This is a genomic window from Streptomyces sp. NPDC087310 (assembly GCF_044744405.1).
GTDB lineage: Bacteria > Actinomycetota > Actinomycetes > Streptomycetales > Streptomycetaceae > Streptomyces.
On the sequence record NZ_JBIUYF010000001.1, the window covers coordinates 185,648 to 203,407 of the forward strand.

General features: G+C 73.1%; 11 protein-coding genes. 1 reads left to right on the forward strand and 10 read right to left on the reverse strand.

What is annotated here, in order from left to right; genetic code table 11:
• Positions 1-170 precede the first annotated feature (170 nt).
• Complete coding sequence (locus tag ACIO3P_RS00840; protein WP_329823913.1) at positions 171-347, forward strand: thiazolylpeptide-type bacteriocin; 177 nt, start codon at positions 171-173, stop codon at positions 345-347.
• Between the two features lie 89 nt (positions 348-436).
• Here ACIO3P_RS00840 and ACIO3P_RS00845 read toward each other — a convergent pair whose 3' ends face one another.
• From ACIO3P_RS00845 to ACIO3P_RS00890, 10 genes are all read right to left on the reverse strand, one after another.
• Positions 437-2,479 carry a TOMM precursor leader peptide-binding protein gene (locus ACIO3P_RS00845; protein ID WP_401849697.1) on the reverse strand — a complete coding sequence of 681 codons (2,043 nt, stop codon included), beginning with the start codon at positions 2,477-2,479 and terminating at the stop codon, positions 437-439.
• A complete protein-coding gene (locus ACIO3P_RS00850; RefSeq protein WP_329823911.1) occupies positions 2,476-3,231 on the reverse strand; it encodes an ABC transporter permease in 756 nt (251 codons plus the stop codon). The genes ACIO3P_RS00845 and ACIO3P_RS00850 overlap by 4 nt, the downstream gene beginning before the upstream one ends.
• Complete coding sequence (locus tag ACIO3P_RS00855; RefSeq protein WP_401849700.1) at positions 3,228-4,274, reverse strand: ATP-binding cassette domain-containing protein; 1,047 nt, start codon at positions 4,272-4,274, stop codon at positions 3,228-3,230. The genes ACIO3P_RS00850 and ACIO3P_RS00855 overlap by 4 nt, the downstream gene beginning before the upstream one ends.
• 62 nt (positions 4,275-4,336) lie before the next feature.
• Positions 4,337-5,452 carry a metalloprotease gene (locus tag ACIO3P_RS00860; protein WP_401849702.1) on the reverse strand — a complete coding sequence of 372 codons (1,116 nt, stop codon included), beginning with the start codon at positions 5,450-5,452 and terminating at the stop codon, positions 4,337-4,339.
• Positions 5,449-6,576 carry a lantibiotic dehydratase C-terminal domain-containing protein gene (locus tag ACIO3P_RS00865; RefSeq protein ID WP_401849704.1) on the reverse strand — a complete coding sequence of 376 codons (1,128 nt, stop codon included), beginning with the start codon at positions 6,574-6,576 and terminating at the stop codon, positions 5,449-5,451. The genes ACIO3P_RS00860 and ACIO3P_RS00865 overlap by 4 nt, the downstream gene beginning before the upstream one ends.
• Positions 6,564-9,581 (reverse strand): lantibiotic dehydratase, encoded by a 3,018-nt coding sequence (locus tag ACIO3P_RS00870; protein WP_401849706.1) that lies wholly within the window; start codon positions 9,579-9,581, stop codon positions 6,564-6,566. The genes ACIO3P_RS00865 and ACIO3P_RS00870 overlap by 13 nt, the downstream gene beginning before the upstream one ends.
• Before the next feature lie 34 nt (positions 9,582-9,615).
• Positions 9,616-11,280 carry a nitroreductase family protein gene (locus tag ACIO3P_RS00875; protein ID WP_401849708.1) on the reverse strand — a complete coding sequence of 555 codons (1,665 nt, stop codon included), beginning with the start codon at positions 11,278-11,280 and terminating at the stop codon, positions 9,616-9,618.
• 33 nt (positions 11,281-11,313) lie between these two features.
• Positions 11,314-13,260 carry a TOMM precursor leader peptide-binding protein gene (locus tag ACIO3P_RS00880; RefSeq protein WP_401850180.1) on the reverse strand — a complete coding sequence of 649 codons (1,947 nt, stop codon included), beginning with the start codon at positions 13,258-13,260 and terminating at the stop codon, positions 11,314-11,316.
• A gap of 49 nt (positions 13,261-13,309) precedes the next feature.
• Positions 13,310-15,601: a TOMM precursor leader peptide-binding protein gene (locus ACIO3P_RS00885; RefSeq protein WP_401849710.1), complete on the reverse strand. Its 2,292-nt coding sequence runs from the start codon at positions 15,599-15,601 to the stop codon at positions 13,310-13,312.
• Between the two features lie 133 nt (positions 15,602-15,734).
• A complete protein-coding gene (locus ACIO3P_RS00890; RefSeq protein ID WP_401849712.1) occupies positions 15,735-17,600 on the reverse strand; it encodes a BTAD domain-containing putative transcriptional regulator in 1,866 nt (621 codons plus the stop codon).
• Positions 17,601-17,760 lie beyond the last annotated feature (160 nt).

The following is a 17,760-nucleotide window of genomic DNA, read 5'->3' on the forward strand; positions in this document are numbered from 1 at the left end:
CGCGTACAGACCGCTGACACGTCCGGTCAGTGGAAGACCCGCCGGGGTGGCAGTGGGTTGGCAGTGGGTTCGGCTGGAATACGAGGGCACCACGGCACCGCCGCAGAGCAGCACGGCACAGGACCACCGGGGAACCCCTCGGGGCCTGGCGTGGAAACCAAGGAGTCACCATGTCCGACAAGAACACCCTCGCCTCGCTGGCCGACGAGATCATGGAGCTGGAGTCGGAGACCTTCGAGATCTCGGACTACTCGGACGCCAGCGAGGTCGTGCTCGCGGGCTCCACGAGCTGCAGCTCCACGTCGACGTGCTCCTCCACCACGAGCACCACGTCCTGCAGCGCCTGATCCGGAGCGCGCCGTCACCGGACGGGCGGCACCCGCGGTCTTCCGCGCGGGTGCCGCCCGTTCGTGTGTGTGCGTGCCCTGGCGGCCTCTCAGGGGAAGGGGTGCGGCACGAGCCGGATCTCCCGCTCGGTCAGCTCCCGGGTGCGCAGCCCCGCGCGGTGGGCCGCGGTGCGCAGTCTCGGCATGCCCGGGGCCCGTCTGCGTGACCAGCCGAAGTCGATCGGCAGCAGACCGGGGACCACGGTGGCCACCGTGCACAGCCCCATGCGGCGCTGTTCCGGTGTGGTCTGGTCGACGACGATCACGTCGTGGCCCGCGCGGACGAGTTCGTCGCGGCAGTGTGTCACGTCGTCGAGCAGGTCGCCGGTACGGGGACGCAGCCGCTCCTCCCAGGTCCGGTAGATCTCCTCCGCCGGGCGGACGGCGGGCGGTTCCAGATAGCCGCGGACGTGCTCGGCCATCCGCGGCAGCCCGTAGAGCTGGGCGTGGTCCTTCAGGTGCAGGACCTTCCCGAAGTCGTCGGCCATGGCCTCCAGTTCGGCGCGGCGCTCCGTCACCTGGCGGGGCAGGTGTGGGATGTAGGTGAGCACTTCGGAGAGGGCGCCCTCCAGGGCGGCGGCCGGGTCCAGGCTCGCGCCGGCGCCGAAGGAGAAGGTGCCGGGGCCGCCGTCGCGCCGTACCGCGAGACCGGTGACGACCGGTACGGCGAGATCGATCCGGTTGTCGAAGGCGTGGACGTCGTAGCCCTGCGCCGCGGCCCGGTCGATCATGGTGCGTACCGTACGGTCCCGTACCGAGCCGAGGTCGATCTCGGTGAGCGGGGTGGCGCCGTACCAGGCGAGCAGGAAGGCGTCCCGCTCGATGAGTTCGAGGAGACCGCCGAGGATCGCCTCCTCCAGGCTGCCGCCGATGGCGCAGCCGTTGGAGCACTCGAAGACGAAGTTGTCGGAGGCGAGGCCCGCGCTGTAGTGGACGAGGCGGGCCGGGACGAGGATCGGGCGGTGGTCGCGCAGGGAGTGCCCCCGGACCCAGGGGATGGGCCGGTCCGGGTCGAAGGGGCTGACCAGCGGGTCGTCGCGGTAGGTCTCGGGCGGGTAGAAGCCGCAGTCGGCGGGCGAGAGGGCCGTGTCCCCTAGGTCGCGGTAGGCCGCGACGACGGGGGCGCCGCCGGTGCGCCGGTGGGTGCCCGCGTACCGTTCCAGCCCCTCCAGGAAGGCGAGGTCGCGGCTGGCGTCGAAGCCGTTGGCCTGGCCGCTCCAGGTGACGTCGGTGAGGCCCGCGTAACCGCGCATGAAGACACTGCCGGCGACCGGTGCGGTGGTGGGCGAGGTGACATTGATCCAGGTGCCCGCGCCGAGGACCCCGGTGACGGGGTTGGCGAGCGCCGTCACCGGCATCGGGTACGCGGACGCCGGGCGCAGCCGGTAGACGCCGGGGGCGGGTTTGGGCCGGCTCACGAGGGTGAGCGGAGCCGCGCCGTCGGCGTCGGCGTCCGTGCCGGAGGCGCGCGGCCCGCAGTGCGGGCAGAGCGGATCGGCGAGCAGGGGGTACGTCCGTACCTCCAGCGTGGCCAGATCCAGCCGTGACACCTGGGGCAGGGACCGGTCGGCGGCGCCGGGCCCCGGCGGGTCCACCCGGTCCGAGAGGACGACGGCGCGGTACAGCGCGTCGACCGCGTCGAGCACATAGGGGGTGAGATCCGGCCAGGGCCCGGCCGCGCGGGTGGCGGAGCCGGTCTCCAGGGCGTCGCGTTCGGTACGGGTGCGCAGCCGCTGCCAGCGCATCGCCAGGCACTGGCCGCAGGCGGGCGCGGTGCCGTCGCCGCCCCAGGGGCCCACCAGCACGTCACGCGAGGTGAGATGGACGGTGGCGGCGGGGCGGACCGCGGCGAAGGGGTCGCCGCCGCGGTGACCGAGGACATCGGCGGCGCCCAGCGGAACCACCGTGGGCGGTGCCGGTACCGGCACCGGACCGGGCACGTGCACCGCGCCCGGTCCGGCGGCCGGTGTGTGGCGCGCGGTGAGCGCCCGCTGGAGCAGGAGGCACGCCGCCGCCAGGGGGGTGCGGTCGTCCGGGGGCGACTGCGGCGGGCCGGCCGCGGCGCCCGCCGTCCGTACGGTGCCGGCCGTCATGCCGCGTTGCTCCAGCGGAACGTCTTCAGCGCGAGCGCCCCGAAGACCACGGTGAACACGGCCAGTCCGCCGCAGCCCAGAGCGATGTCGCCGAGGTCGCCCCGGCCGGTGAGGGCCGCGGACGCCGCGTCGTTGAGATAGCGCAGCGGCAGGACCCGCGAGAAGGTCTGGAGCCAGGACGGCATCATGTCGAGCGGCAGGAACGAGCCGGAGACGAAGGCCATCGGCACCATGAGGCAGTTGGCGATGGCCGCGACCGCCTCGGGGGTACGGGCGTACGAGCCGATGACCACGCCGATGGTGAGGAACGCGGTGATGCCGAGCACCAGCACGGGCAGCGCCAGCGGCCACCGGGCGTCCAGCTCCAGCCCGAAGAGCGGCAGCATGGCCACCACGACGAACACCACCGCCTGCACGACGCCCACCCCGAGGGCGAGGACGTAACGGGAGGCCAGGACCGAGAGGAGCGGGGTCGGGGTCATCCGGATCAGCCGGAGCAGATCGTCACGGCGCCACTGCATGAGGGTGAAGGCGATGCCGAAGACGGCGGCGTTGGCGACACCCCAGGACATCACGCCCGGCGCGATGTACGAGATGTACGGGCGGCCGGTCTCCTCGACCTCCTGGCCCCGGAAGATCAGCCCGAAGACGACCAGGAACAGCAGCGGGAAGGCGAAGGTGAAGAAGAGGGTGGCCTTGTCCCGGATCTGCGCCCGGTAGCCGGCCCCCGTCAGGCTTGCGTACGCGCTCATCCCTGCTGCTCCGTCGTGTCGGTGTCGGTGTGCGTGGTGTCGGTGTGCGTGGATTCGTTGTGCGTGGTGTCGGTGTGTGTCGTTCCGGCGGGGGTCGTTCCGGTGTGCTCGGCGCCGGTGAGCTGGAGGTAGACGTCCTCCAGCGTCGCGGTGCGGGTCTGGACACCGTCCAGGCCGATGCGCGCGTCGACGGCCTGGAGGACCTTTCCCGACGACGCCGTCTCCAGGACCAGGGAGCCGCCCTGCACGGTGACCCGGTCGACGCCCGGGAGGGCCGCCGCGTCCTCCTCGGCCATCCGCTCGACGGGGATCATGAGGCGGGTCGGCGTCGCGGCGGCGGTGACCAGGCGGTGCGGGGAGTCCAGGGCGACGACGGAGCCGCCGACGAGGATCGCCACGCGGTCGCAGAGCGCTTCGGCCTCGTCCAGGTGGTGGGTGGTGTAGACGATGGTGCGGCCCTCGCTCTTGAGTCCGCGCAGCACCTCCCACAGATCGCGGCGGGCCTGCGGGTCCAGCGCGGCGGTGGGTTCGTCCAGGAAGATCAGCTCGGGCCCGTGGACCAGGGCGGACGCGATGGCGAGGCGCTGGCGCTGGCCGCCGGAGAGGTCCTCGACGCGTACGTCGCGCCGGTCGGTCAGCCCGACCGTCTCCAGGGTGCGGTCGGCGTCCTCCCGGCCGGCCCCGTACAGCGCGGCGACGGTACGGAGGTGTTCGCGGGCGGTCTGGCGCACGAAGAAGGCGGACGACTGGGTCTGCACCCCCAGCCGGGGCAGCAGGGCGACGTCCCGGGGCCAGGGGGCCCGGCCGAGCACCGTGACGGTGCCCGAGTCCGGACGGCGCAGGCCCTCCATGATCTCGACCAGGGTGGTCTTCCCGGCGCCGTTGGGGCCGAGGAGCCCGAAGAACTCCCCGCGCCCGACGCGCAGGGAGACACCGTCCACGGCCTGGTGGCCGCCGTATCGTTTACGTATCTCCTCGACGACGATCGCCGGATCGGCGGCTGACTCGTGCGGCACGGACGCCATGGTCCTGGCCTCGCTCATGTGGTTCTGCGCCCCTCTGGGGTTGTGGATCGGTGAACTGGTGGAACGGGTGAACCGGTGGGTCAGTGAAGTAGCAGGAGGACAAGCCCTGTTGTCAGGGCCGCCAGGATGAGTGCGACGAGCAGGGCCGACCCCACGGCGTAGCCGAGGTAGAGGGTCCTGGCCCGGCGCGGGTACGCGGCGGCGTCCGGTCCGCCCCGCAGGCGCAGCCGCAGATAGCGCCCGCTCTCCGGGGCGAGACCGGAGACGCGCAGTGCGTGACCGAGCATCGTGTAGCCGTCGAGCGGCGGCAGCGGAAGGAAGTTGACGAGTGCCTGGACGCTGCCGAGCAGCAGCAGCGCCGACAGGACGCGGCGGGTCGGGTCCCCCGGCGGGAGCGCGGCCCACCAGACGAGGAAGGGCAGCAGGAACAGCAGATTGGCGAAGGCACCGGCGCCCGCGACGGCCATCTGGCGCCGACGGCCACGCAGATAGCGGTAGTTGTCGACCGTGCAGTACATGAGGGCCACCGGCAGCCGCCAGCGCAACCCGATCTCGCCGACGGTCCCGCCGTGGTGCCGTGCGGCGACTCCGTGGGCGAGTTCGTGCAGCGCGGTGGAGAGCCAGAGCAGGGTGCAGACGGCCACCAGGGGGACCGGCTGCCGGACCAGCCACCAGGTGTCCCGGGCCAGTTCGGGCAGATGGGTGGCGAGCAGGACCTCCATCGCCACCGTCAGGGCGGCGAGCGGGAGCAGGACGGGGGTGCGCAGCGCGGGGCGCAGCAGCCGGTGCAGCCGGGTGGTGGTGGCGTGGGCGTCGGCGACCAGCCGCAGGGTGCCCCGCAGCACGGTGCCGTCGAACGGCCCGCCGGGGGTGGGGGGTTCCGGCGCCGGTCGGGGCGGTCCTCCGGCCAGCAGACCCCGGGTGCCGAGCAGGTGGAGCAGCCGCTGCCAGTGCGGGGCTGCGAGGCGTCTGCCGTACGTCAGGGCGTACTCGTCGCCGATCTCCGCGAGGCTGCGGACCCCGTCGAGCCGGGAGATCAGGAAGTACTCCTTCTCCCCGACCTCGAACGACGCGCCCGCCGCCGGCTCCTTGATGAGATGCACGGTGGCGGGGCCGTGCAGCAGCGCGGGGCTGAGGAGGATGTCCGGTCTCAACGCCGGTCTGTGCGAGAGGAGTTCTCCCGGGGGTGTACTCATCGGGCCGCCGCCCGGTGACCCGGGACGTGAGCCGCTTCGGGGGTCGCGCCGGGGGTCGCTTCGGGAGCCGTGTCGGGCGTCTCCCCCTCGCGCAGGACCCGGCCGAGGACGTGTGACAGGTACGCCTCGTCGCGGATGGTGACATGAAGCCGGTTGTTGGTCATGTGCATGTACGGGGACAGCAGCAGCGGCAGGGCGACGGCGGGGTCCGTCACCCGCTCGTCCCGTGTGCCGTCCCAGGAGCGGAACACCAGCTCGCCCTGGACCGCCAACTCCTCGGCACGGGATCGCAGTTCGAGGCAGTGTGCGGCCCAGCCCCGCAGGAGGACGGGGAGCCGGTCCAGCTCGCCCGTCCGGACGGCGTCCCGGATGCCGGAGAAGCGGCGGGCGAGCCCGGGGGCCATGTCCGCGTAGTTCCGGTCGTACTCCTTCGAGCCGATGAAGCCGGTGCCGGGGAACGCGCTGTGCCAGAACTCGTAGTAGCGGTCGAGATAGGCGCCGAGTTCCTCCCGCTCGGGCAGGAAGCAGCCCGCCATGACCATCATCAACTGGGCGGCGGTGCCGAGCAGCACGGTGCGCAGATGAAGGTTCATGGTGTGGAAGGCGTCCATGACGAGTGTGCTGGAGCGGGCGAAGTGCCATTCGGCCAGCTCGATCCCGGCGGGTCCGCCGTACTTGCCGTACTCGGGCTCGTACGGTTCGTGGGAGAAGGAGTTGTTGGGGCGGAGGTTCATCCGGCCCTCGGCGTCCATGAACGCGCCGCGGTCGCCCTCCGGGAACTCGATCTCGAACAGGGTGTTGTAGAACTCGTTGAGGAAACCGGAGTCGACCTCGTAGAGCGCGGGCCGGTTGCGCAGGAAGGTGCTGATGGCCTCCTCGGCCCGGCGGACGACCTCGGGGGTGGCCGCCGCGTCGGCGGGCTTGAGCCGGAGCCTGACGTGCGGGCCCTCCAGCCAGTAGTTGATGAAGAAGTGCCCGGCGAGCAGGCCGTCGGCGGTCAGCTCCGCGACCAGGGGCCGGACGCATCTCACCAGCAGGGGCTGCGGGTTGGCCGCGTAGAAGATGTGGAGGGCCTGCCAGTCGCCGGAGGGGCCGGCGCCGGGGGCGGGGGTCAGCTCTGGCATGTCGGTGTGCCCTTGGTCGTCGGTCGGTCCGGGGTCGAGGCCGGGTGCGAAGGAGCGGTCACGGTCGCAGTCGCGGTCGTGGACGTGGACGCGGTCGTGGTGAAGGTTTCGACGGCCAGTTCCGCGACGTGGTGTCCGCGCGCCGAGCGGACGTGCAGACCGTCCTCGGAGGGGAGCATCTCGCGCAGGACGATCCGGTCGTCCGGGTGGTTCGGCAGCGCCTCGAAAGCGGTGAGCGAGAGCATGCTGTCGAAGTCCACGTACTGCGGCTTGGCGCCCGCGCCGCCCCGGGGGCCGCCGGACACCGTCGCGAAGACCCGGTCGGGCAGTGCGTGGGCGCGCCGCCAGCGCTGCCAGTCGAGGAACCGGTCCTGATCACCGGAGCCCGAACCGGAGCCCGAACCTGAGCCTGCCGCCGAGCCGGAACCCGAGCCGGAACCCGGCCCGGAGGCGGTGCCGAGGCCGGGGCGGCGTACGGGCAGCGCTCCGGCCGTCGTGGCCCAGCTCCGGCGGCTGAGGACGACCTGGCCGTGCGTCACCCGGGGCCGCGAGGTGACCCCGTCCCGCGCCGCGCCCTCCGGGACGCCGCCCCACACGTCCAGGGGCGCCATCGAGGTCGGTGACATCAGCAGCAGGGTGCGCGGTATCTCGGGCAGGGCGAGCGGCACGAGGTAGCCGAGGTACACGGGGATCACCTCGCGGCCGAGCCGTGTGGAGCGCAGGACCAGCCGGTCCGTGGCGGTGTCGTGCTCGACGTACAGATCGTCGAGGTGGATACGGCGCTCCACCGGGACGGAGCTGGACTCGCCGGGGCAGACGATCTGGTGGCCGGTGAGCGGGCTGTGCAGATTGAGGTTGCTGGTGACCGCTCCCCCGGTGATCTCGGCCAGCACCGCGCCGTCGGGGGTGACGGCGGAGGCGGTGTCACGCAGCCCCGCGGAGAACGCGCCGGGCCGTCCCGTCCCGTCCGGTGTGTCGTAGACGTGGGTGAAGCGGCTGAAGGGGAAGGAAAGTCCGCCGTAGGAGCGGTTGAGTACGATCAGCGGCGCGCCGTCCCGCTCCGTCCGCGCGAGTTGCAGGTGGTGGCACTGGGGTACGAAGTCGCCCGCGATCGGGGCGAGTTCGTCCGCGACGAGGGTGAGGTCCCGCTCCCCGAGCCGGATCTCCGCCGCCTCGTCGCCGCCCTGGTCCCACGCCTGTCGCATCCGGTCGACGAACATCCGCCGGGCCGCGTCGAGGGCACGGATCCCGGGCAGCCCGAGCCAGTTCTCCTCCGGGACATAGGCACCCCGGTCGTCGAACGGCCGCCTCTTGGCGGCGAACGAGAGGTACTGGTCGAAGAAGTCCTCGTGGAAGTCGTGGACGAGGCCCAGGAGATCGTCGCACCGGCCGCCGCTGCCGTAGCGAGCCAGGAAGAAGCCCTTGAAGGTGACGCGTTGCGGGAGGGTGAGGTCGAAGGCGGGCAGGATCCGTTCGACGGAGCGCAGGGCCCCGCCGGCGAGCCCGCCGTCCGGCCCGTCCGGTCCGTCCGGTCCGGCCCACGCGTCGAGCCCGCAGGTGAGGTCGCGGCCCGCGCTGACGTCCTCGTACAGCAGGGTCTGCGGCAGTGTGGCGGCCTCGCCGCCGCTCAGCCCGCGCTGCGCGGCCCGCAGTCCGGCGCGCAGTTCCCGCAGCAGTTCGCCCCGCCCGGCCCGGTCGGCGGCGGGGAAGCGGTCGATGGCGCGCAGGGGGGCTTCGAGGGCGGCGGCGAGCCCGTCGGCCCAGGGGCGCCCGAGTGCGGTCAGGGCGTTCCGGAAGGAGCGCAGCGGATCGGGGCTGTGGACATCGGTGTCCAGACACGGCACCCGGACCATGCCGAGCTGGAGGAGGGCGGCCACATAGGTCTCGCAGTGCGCGGGGTCGGCGTCGTGCTCGGTACGGAGCCGGTCGACCAGGTCGCGGTAGCGGGGTTCGGTGTCCCCGTCGAAGAGGCCGAGCAGTTGGTCCAGTGTGCCGCTGCGGCGCAGGAAGAAGAGCCGGTCCTTCACCGCGTCGAAGGTGACGGCCGCCGCGTCGTCGCCGGTGGTGATCCACTGGCGTACATATCTGACCCGGTCGCCGTCGCGCTCCCAGCCCGAGGCGAGGCGTACGGGCAGATCGCCCCGCCGGTCCGGATCGGCGAGGACGAGTTCGGCGAACCGCGCCAGCACGACGACATTCAGCCGGACGTGGCTCGTCCACCGCTCACCGAGCAGGACGGCGGCCGGGTCACCAGGACCCTCACCGTGGTGATCAGCGGCGTCGTGGCCCGAGGCGCCGGCCGTGGCACCGGCCGTGGCACCGTCGTCGAAGGTGCCGGCGGCGACGGCGGTGAAGGTGCTGAAGGGGCTGGTCTTGCACGCCGTCCGGTAGACGTACGAGAGCACCGACCGCTCGATCTTCCGCATCCGCCGGTCGGGAACCGCCCCGGTCCCCGACTGCGCCAGGTACCCGTCGAGTTGTCCCTCCAGGGTCGGGGAGGCGAGCTGGAGGCCGTGGCGCAGCCGGTCCTCGGCGAGCAGCCCCCGCAGCGCGGCGCGCGTCCTGGCGAGTTCGGCGGCGAGCAGCGGTGCGCCCTCGCTCCGCAGCTTCTCCAGCAGACGGCGCTCCCGCAGCCAGTCGGCGGTCGGCTCCACCGCGCCCGGGTCGAGCGCACCGACCAGGCGCAGGGCGCCCTCGGGGTCGGCCGGCAGCCGGTTGTTGAAGATCTGGCGGCGCAGCGCGAGCAGATGCCGGCGGTGCGCCGCGCCCTCCCCGTCCGGGTCGGTGTCGGTGGTGCGCACGAGTGCGTGGAGGAGGTCGCCGAGCGCGGCGCCCCGGCCGCGCAGCCGCTCCTCGGCCTCCAGGACCTCGTCGGCCCAGCGGCGGCTGTCAGCGCAGCGCAGCGCGCGCACGGACTCGACCGGCAGTCCCGCGACGCGCAGCATGAAGCGGCGCCCGGGTTCCCAGGTGGTGCGCGCCGTGCGCGTATCCGTGCCGGGTGTCATGACGGATTCCCCCATTTCTTCCCCCATTTCCCGGTCAGGCGATCTCGTAGCGGAAGTCGGCCGGGTGCGGCCGCTCGTTGCCGAGCAGCATGATCAGCAGTGGTTGTTCACCGGTCCGTTCGAGGCCGAGCTCCTCGATGTACGAGATGTTGTCGAAGCCGAGCGCGACACCGGCTCCGAGCCCGAGCGCCGTGGCCACGGTGTAGAAGGTCTGGGCGACGGCTCCGATCACCCCGTTGACCAGCCGGTATCCGCGGTCTCCCACGGCGTCGAGGACGGCGGCGGTGCGGATGGTCGGGACGATGACCACACCCGCCTGTTCGAGGTTGTAGTTGGAGAGGAAGTAGGTGCGCTGGAGGAAGGGGCCCGGCGGTCCCGGCACCACCGGGAGCAGGGTGTGGGCGGCGGGGTCGTAGGCGTACGCGCCGGGCTCGACGCCCTCGACATGGTTGACGAACGCGTAGTGGGTGACGAGGCCCGGTGTGCCGGTGGCGGGCGGTGGCGCGGGCCGTTCCGCCTCGCTGCCGAGCGAGGCGGTGGCGCAGGCGGCGAGGGTGGCGCCCAGTTGGGCGGGGGTGACGGGGCGGCCGGCGTCGAAGCGTCCGAAGCTGCTGCGGCGCTCGCGCAGGGCGTCGCGGACGCTCACCGGCGGCAGTTCGGCCGCGGGCAGCGGCACGGGGGCGCCGGTCGTCCTCGGTGGTACGGCGGCGGCCGGGGCCAGCGCACCGGGCGCGGGCCGGTCGGTGGCGGCTTCCGTCGTCGCGTGGTGGATGTGCCGCAGGGTCTCGAAGTCCAGGACCGTACGGGAGCGTTCGCTGTCGGTGTGCCGTACGGCCGGGGCCGGGGCCGCGGCGTCGGGCGGCAGGGCGGTGGGTCGTGGTGCGGAGGTGGGGGCGGGGGCGGGTGGCTCCGCGCCGTCCCAGGTCAGCGGGACGACGGCGAAGATGCCCTCCTCCTCGTTGTTCACGCCCAGCAAGCGGCTCAGCCTCATCTCGTCGAACCACAGCGCGGGTTCGACGCTCAGCCCCTGTGCGCGGGCCCAGAGACGCCAGGTCCCGAGGATCGCGCCGAGGTCCATGGTCACCGCGTGGAAGGAGAAACTGTTGTATTTGAAGGCGTTCTGCCAGTACTTGATCCCCAGGACGAGGAACTGGTCCTGATGCCCGTCCGCGTGGCCGAGTGCCGCGCGTACCTCGTCGCTCACGTCGCCGGTGAGCAGCCGCTGCATGGCGTGGTGGGGCGCGCTGTAGTAGTGGACACCGGGCGCGCGCGGCCCGCTGGGGCCGGAGACCCAGTACACACTGACCGGGTACAGTCCGCCGCCCGACGCGGTGCCGCGTGACCAGTTGGCCTGGGTGTAGTGGGGAAGCGCCGCAAGGTCGGTGTTGGTCTGGACGCCGAGCCTGCGTCCGGTCAGCCCGTAGGAGTCCCGCAGCATCCCGGACAGTGTGTCCATGGTGAACGCCCGTGCCGGAAGGGCGGATTGATCCGCACCGTCCGGTCCGTTCCGGCCCAGGCAGCCCGCCGCCACGGTGGCCTCGGCGGGGATGTCCGGGTCCGGCAGCGGGAACGACTCGACACCGGGGTAGAACTTCGACTTCCTGGGCCGGTCCGCCCAGTCGGGGACGAAGTCGGCGGGCTCCATCGGGATCCGGCCGCGCTGCATGATCGCGGCCGCGTACTCATGGGCGTAGCCCACGGGACCCTCCTCTCTGCTGAACGGCTGGGTGGGTCAGGGGAACGGGTGGGGGGCGGGGTTGATGTCCTCGGGCCGCAGATCGTGCTCGCGCAGCCCTGCCGTACGCAGGGCGGTCCGCAGCCGGGGCATGGTGCGGGCGCGCTGCCGGGACCAGCCGAAGTCGATCGGCAGGAGGCCGGGGACGAGCACACTGACGGTGTGCAGGCCGAGTGCGCGCTGTTCGGGGAGGGTCTGGTCGACGACGACCACATCGAATCCGGCCGAGGCGACCGCGTCGACACAGCGCCGCAGGTCTTCCCCGAGGTCCCGGGAGGCCGTGGCCCCGGAGGGGTCCGGCCAGCGCAACTCGCTCACCGGGCGCGGAGGTTCGGCGGGGACGCCGCGGCGGTGCGGGCTGCGCGGGTCGAGGAGGAACCCGGCGTGCTCGCCCATCTCCGGTACGCCGTAGACGAGCGGGTGGTCGTGGAGCGCGGTCACCCGGTCGAAGTCCCGGGCCATGGCGCGCAGCCGGGGCTCGTCGCGCTCGGTGCGGCCGGTGAGGTTGACGGCGTCGGTGGCCATCTCGCAGAGCGCCGAGTCCAGCGCCGATTCCGGGTCCAGCCCGGCGCCCGCGCCGAAGCACATCCGGCCGGGGCCGCCGTCGAAGCGCTCCGCCACGGCGGTGACGACCGGGACGGGGAAAGTGATCCGGGTGTCGAAGAACCGGGCGCGGTAGCCGTACATCGCGAGCCGGTCCACCATGTGCCGGGTGGCGGGGCGGGCGCTGGTGGCCGGGTCGATCTCCGGCAGGGGCTGCTGCCCGTACCAGGCGAGCAGGAACGCGTCGCGCTCGATGACCTCCATGAGCCCGAAGTAGATCGCCTCCTCCGGACAGCCCCCGGAGGCGCAGCCGTTGGAGCTCTCCTGGACGAACCGGTTCTCCAGGCCGGGTGCATGGTAGTACGTCAGCACCTCGGGGACCAGGCGGGGCCGGTCGTCGCGGAGCGAGTACCCCCACACCCAGGGGATCTCGCGGTCGGGTGCGAACGGGCGGACCCGGGGGTTGGCGCGGTGGAACTCCTCGGCGTACAGGCCGACTTCCCTGGGGTCCACGGCATCGGAGCCGAACTGGTCGAGGGTTCCGGTGACGCTGGTGACCCGGGAACGCGCCCGCATCCCCGCGTACCGTTCCATCCCCTCCAGGACGCCGATGCGGTTGCTGCGGTCGTACGAGTCGGCGTGGCCGCCCCAGAACGTCTCGCGGAGATAGTCACCGGCGCGCATCGAGAAGCAGCCGATGGTGGCGGAGGTGGAGGTGGAGGAGATGTCCTGGACGACGGAGGGCCCCAGCGCACCGCACACCGGGTTGGCGAAGGCCGCGACGTCGATGGCGTACGACTCGACCGGGCGCAGCCGGAAGGCGCCGGGGCGGTGTTTGGGTGCGGGGCGCGGGGTGATCCGCGCCGCCTCGGCGCTGTCGGTACGGGGGGTGGCGCAGCGCGGGCACTCCGGGTCGGGCACCAGCGGGTAGCGCCGGACCGTGAGGGTGCGCAGGTCCAGGAGGCGGATCTCGGGGAACGGCCCTTCGGCGGACGCGGGTTGGGCGGCCAGTGCGGTGATCAGGGCGGCGAGGGCGTCCACCGCGAAAGGCGTGGCGTAGGGCCACCCGCCGACGGCCCGGGTCTCCCCGCCGCGTTCGAGGGCGTCGCGCAGCGCCACCGACCGTACGGCCTGCCAGCGGCGGGCCAGGCAGTGCGCGCAGCCCGCCGGGCCCGGGGCGCCGTCGCCCGGTGGCAGGGGGCCGACGACGGCGTGCCCGCCGTACACCTGGACCGGGACGGTCGGCTCGGGGCCGCCGGGCTCCGGGAGGTGCGGGTCCCGCGTCGGGCCCCCGGGCGCGAACGCGTCGCGTGTGCCGAGTGCGGTGACGGTCACCCCGGGGCCGCCGAGTCCGTCGAGTGCGCGGCGGAGCGGGCCGAGCAGTGCCTGCCCCGCCGGGATGTCCCGCCGGGGGCGGCGGGCCCGTCCGTCCGGGCGGGCGTCGAGGGTGCTAGACGCCACGGGGTTCCTCCGTGGTGAGGAGTACGCGGGCGGTCCTGATGCCGGCGGCGGCCAGGTCGGCCGAGCCGGTGTCCGCCATCAGGGCGTCGCGGCCCGTCGCCTTCAGCCGGTCGAGCACCGCGGACCAGGGCGTCCGCGGGCCGGCGACGAGAGGGGCGACGGCCTCGGTGTCGGTGTGATCGGCGGGGCGGATCGTCGACGCGTCGAGGTCGCGCAGGAGCGGGTCGCCGGTGTCGAAGGGTACGGCGGTCTCCTCCCGGCCGAGCTGCACCCGGCCGAGCAGGTCGCGTACGGCGGCGACGGCGGCGCGCTGCCGGTCGGTGTCACTGCCGACGGCCCAGAGCCCCGCTCCCCTGGCGAGCAGGACATGGACGCCGGACCGGTCGCCCTCGCCGAGGTCGAGCAGTTCCAGGCCGACGTCGAGGACGGCGGCGGACCGTACGAGGAAGGTGAGTTCGGCGTCCTCGCCCTCCGCGAGGGCGGCCGGTGCCATCCGGTGTGCCGGGGCGCCGCGCAGGGTGCGGGAGAGCGCGTCGTGGGCGAGGGCGGAGAGCAGTCCGTGGGCGGCGGCCTCGGCCGTCGACATGCCCGCGCCGGTCCCGGCGCCGGTCGGTTCGAAGAGCCGGTCGGTGTTGTGCGGGCCGAAGGTCCGTACGGCCGCGGCGGGCACCAGGACCCGTTCCCCGGTGAGAAGGGAGGTGGCCGAGGTCCAGGCGGTCACCCGCCCACCGGCCGCTGTCGCCCCCGGGCCGATGGCGAGCGCTGCCGGCTCGATGACACGCAACCGCTCCCGCGTGGGACCGGACGGGCGTTCCGTCACCACATCGGTGGTGGGGACGACATGTTCGGCGTACACACCGGCCGCCACGTTCAGGGCCCGCAGCCGGGCGCCCGCGACATGGTGCACGTCGAAGGCGGCGACCCGGCGCCGCGTACCGTGTCCGAGGCCGAACTCGACCACACTGGCCTTCAGCGGTATCTGGGTGAGCGGCTCGTCCGCGAACCGGGTGAAGACGCCGACCCGTGGCCGGACGAGCGTCGAGCGGCGGTTCAGCTCCTCCACCAGTTCGTCGGCCTCCCTGGCCGTGTCCGCCGTCGGCATCGGCGGTGTGCCGTCGCCCACCGACCCGAGATCGACCGGATGTTCACCGGACGGCTCGGCGTCGGTGGCCGTCGCGCCACGGTCGGTGGCGCGGGCGGCGGCCTCGGCGCAGAGCGGGCAGCGGGGGTGCGGCAGCAGGGGTTCGGTGGTGACGTCCAGGGATTTCATGTCCTGGATGATCAGGTGGCCGGCGGTTTCGGCGGGCAGGGCGCCGGTGGTGAGGCGGAAGATCTCGTACCCCAGCAGATTGCCGATCATCGCCGACAGCGGCCCGCCGGGGTGTTCGCCCACCGGTACGGCGCCGGGCAGCGCGAGGCCGTGCCAGATGTCGGCGGCGGCCGCCGCTCCGTCGTGGGCGCCGACGCGCAGCACGGCGCAGGACCAGCAGCCGGTGGTACCGGCCGTCATCAGCGGCCCCACAACGGCCTGTTGGCCGTAGGACCAGGCCGGGAGCAGGGTGCGGCCCTCGGGTACCCCGGCCCGCAGCAGGGGGAAGAGCCGCCCCGGCGCCGCGGGGCCGCCGGTCGTCACGACGATGTCGTACGACGCGAGGTCCGCCCAGCTCACCGCGGTGTCGGGCGCCTCGGGGGCGATCCGCGGGAGGTCCACCGGGCAGCCGTCGGCGGCCGCTTCGCGCGCCTCGGCCTCGATCGCCCCGAGGTTCTCCGTGCCGAGCGCGGGACGCACACCGATGGTGGTGCAGCCGTTGCGGATCAGGCTGAGCACACACCAGCGGGCGACGAGATCGTCACCGAGTACGGCCACGCGCGCGGTGCGGAAGCGCTCGAAGCGGCGTTCCGCGTCGTCGGCGTAGTGGTCGACGTAGGAGATCTGCGGGGCGAACCGGCGGGCCGCGTCGGGCGGTGTGCCGGGGGTGCCGTCGGTGGCCGCCGGAGGCGGGACGGGACGGGCGAAGTCCCGTTCGTAGAGGCTCTTGACCAGCTCACCCACCATGGCGCGCTGCTGGTCGCCGAGTCCCGCGCAGATCTCCGTGACCGAGTGCTCCCCGGTGAGGTGCGGGACGATCAGGGTGGCGAAGCGGTAGGCGGATCGGGCGGTGAGCTGGAACCCGCCGTCCGCGTTGTGGAACAGCACACCGTCCGGTGTCTCGGTGAACAGGACGTCGCGGCGGATGCGCGGACTGGTGGAGGCAACGGCTTCGTAGGTCGCTGAGCCCATGAGAGATGACACCCCTGGATACGTGGTCAAGGTGGCTTGTTCGTAAGGGAGTTAGGGATTTGGGGAGTGAGGGAATTCAGAAGTTCGGGAGCGCGGGAGAGCGGGAGAGCGGCGGAGAGGGCGCGGACCGCTCTCAGTGGGGCACGGTCGCCGCCTCGCGGTCGTTCCGGTCGCCGGCCTGCCGACGCGCGTAGATTTTCAGCAGAGGATGGATGCGGTACGGGCCGGGCGGCCCCTCTTCGAGCAGCCCGGCGTCGGCGAGCCGCTCCAGCGCCTCTTCGGCCTCGGGCGAGTCGCCGAGGGCGTGGGCGGGGACCAGCAGCCCTTCGTGGTCCCCGAGTCGGCGGAAGGCTTCCCGCCAGCGCGGTTCCAGCCGGTCCAGGGCCCGTCCGAACACCTGCGGTACGGACATCCTCGGATCGTCGGCGAGGGAGAGCCTGGCCGGCAGGTCCTCGGCCAGCCAGCGGACACAGTCCTCGACACGCAGCCCGGGGCGGGTCAGCAGCCGGGCGGCGGCGATCCGCAGGCTGAGCGGGAAGTGGCCGCAGACGTGGGCGAGTTCGTCGGCGGCGGCCGGTTCCGCCGCCACCCGTGCGGCGCCGAGCGCCGCGGTGAGCAACTGCCGGGACTCGGCGGGGTCCAGGGTGGAGAGCCGGTGGACGCTGCCGCCGTGGGTGGCCATCAGCCCGGCGAGACCGCGCCGGCTGGTGACGATCGCGGCGCCGCCCGTCACCGCGGGGAGCAGGGGGCGCACCTGGTCGGCGGTGGTGACGTCGTCGAGGACGAGCAGGGTCCTGCCGTCGGCGGCGCCGGGCCGGGGCAGGTGGGCCGTCGCCTCGGCGGGGGTGAGGGCGGTGCCGTCCGGGTGGGTCATGGCGATGACGAACACACCGCCGGGGAAGCTGTCCTGGGTGTCGTGGGCACACTGCCGGGCCAGCGCCGTCTTTCCGATGCCCGGCGCTCCGGAGAGGACCACGAGGGTGGTTCCGGGGGAACACTCCGTCAGCCGGGCCGTGATGTCCGCCCGCTCGGCCGACCGGCCCGCGAAGGACGGCACCGGCGGTACGGGGAGTACCGGAGGCCCGGGAAGCGCGGCAGGCCCGGGGAGCATGGGCGGTACGGGCGGTACGGGCCGGTCCGTCACCCGTACCCCGTCCGCTTCCGCACGGTCGCCGTCGTCCCGGTCCGCGACCGGCGCCGCGCGCCGAGCCGGAGCGGCGATCTCCAGGGGTCCCGCAGGCTGGTCGAGGGCGGGCGGACCGAGGTCGTCGCCGCGCAGGATGGACAGTTCGAGCCGCTGGAGCGAGGCGCCCGGGTCGATGCCCAGTTCCTCCTTGAGCCGGCCCTTCACAGCGCGGTACTCGGCGAGCGCCTCCGACTGCCGTCCCGTGCGGTACAGCGCCTCGATGAGCTGCTCGGAGAAGCGTTCCCGGCCGGGGTGGCGGCGGGCGGCCTCCCACAGGTCGACCAGGACCTGGCGGCACCGGCCCAGCGTCAACTCGATGTCACAGGCCCGTTCGAGGGTGCGCAGCCGCTCCTCGGTGAGTCCCGGCACCTCGTCGCGGTGGAGCATCAGCGAGGGCACGTTGGCCAGCAGGGGCCCCTGCCACAGGGTCAGGGCCTCCTTGAGCCGGTACAGCTCACCCTCGGCGTCCCCGGCCGTGTCCGCCGCCCGTACGAGCATCCGGAACCGCACCAGGTCCAGGGTTCCCGCGTCCACGTTCATCCGGTAGCCGCCGGGCACCGCCTCGATGACATCGCCGGAGACCCCGTACTTGACGAAGATCCGGCGCAGCCTGAGCACGCAGCTCTGGAGCGCGGCCCTGGCCGTCGCCGGCTGGTTCTCGTCCCACAGGGCCCTCAGCAGATAGCCGGTGGAGACGACGGATCCGGGATGGAGGAGCAGGGCCGCCAGCAGGCTGGACGGCTTGGACGGTTTGAGCACAACGACGTCATGACCCTCGGCAATACTCAAAGGGCCCAAAAGCTGGAAACGCACACGACCCCCGCCCCTCGAATCAGCACTCGGGTCCACGACGCATGAAAGTGCCGAAAGATGGGCACCTCACGCCGCCAGGACATCCACAGAACGAATTTCTTCGTTTTCTCCTGTGGTACAGACCTCTGCCGGACCTCACGGATTCCCTACTCCCCCGTAT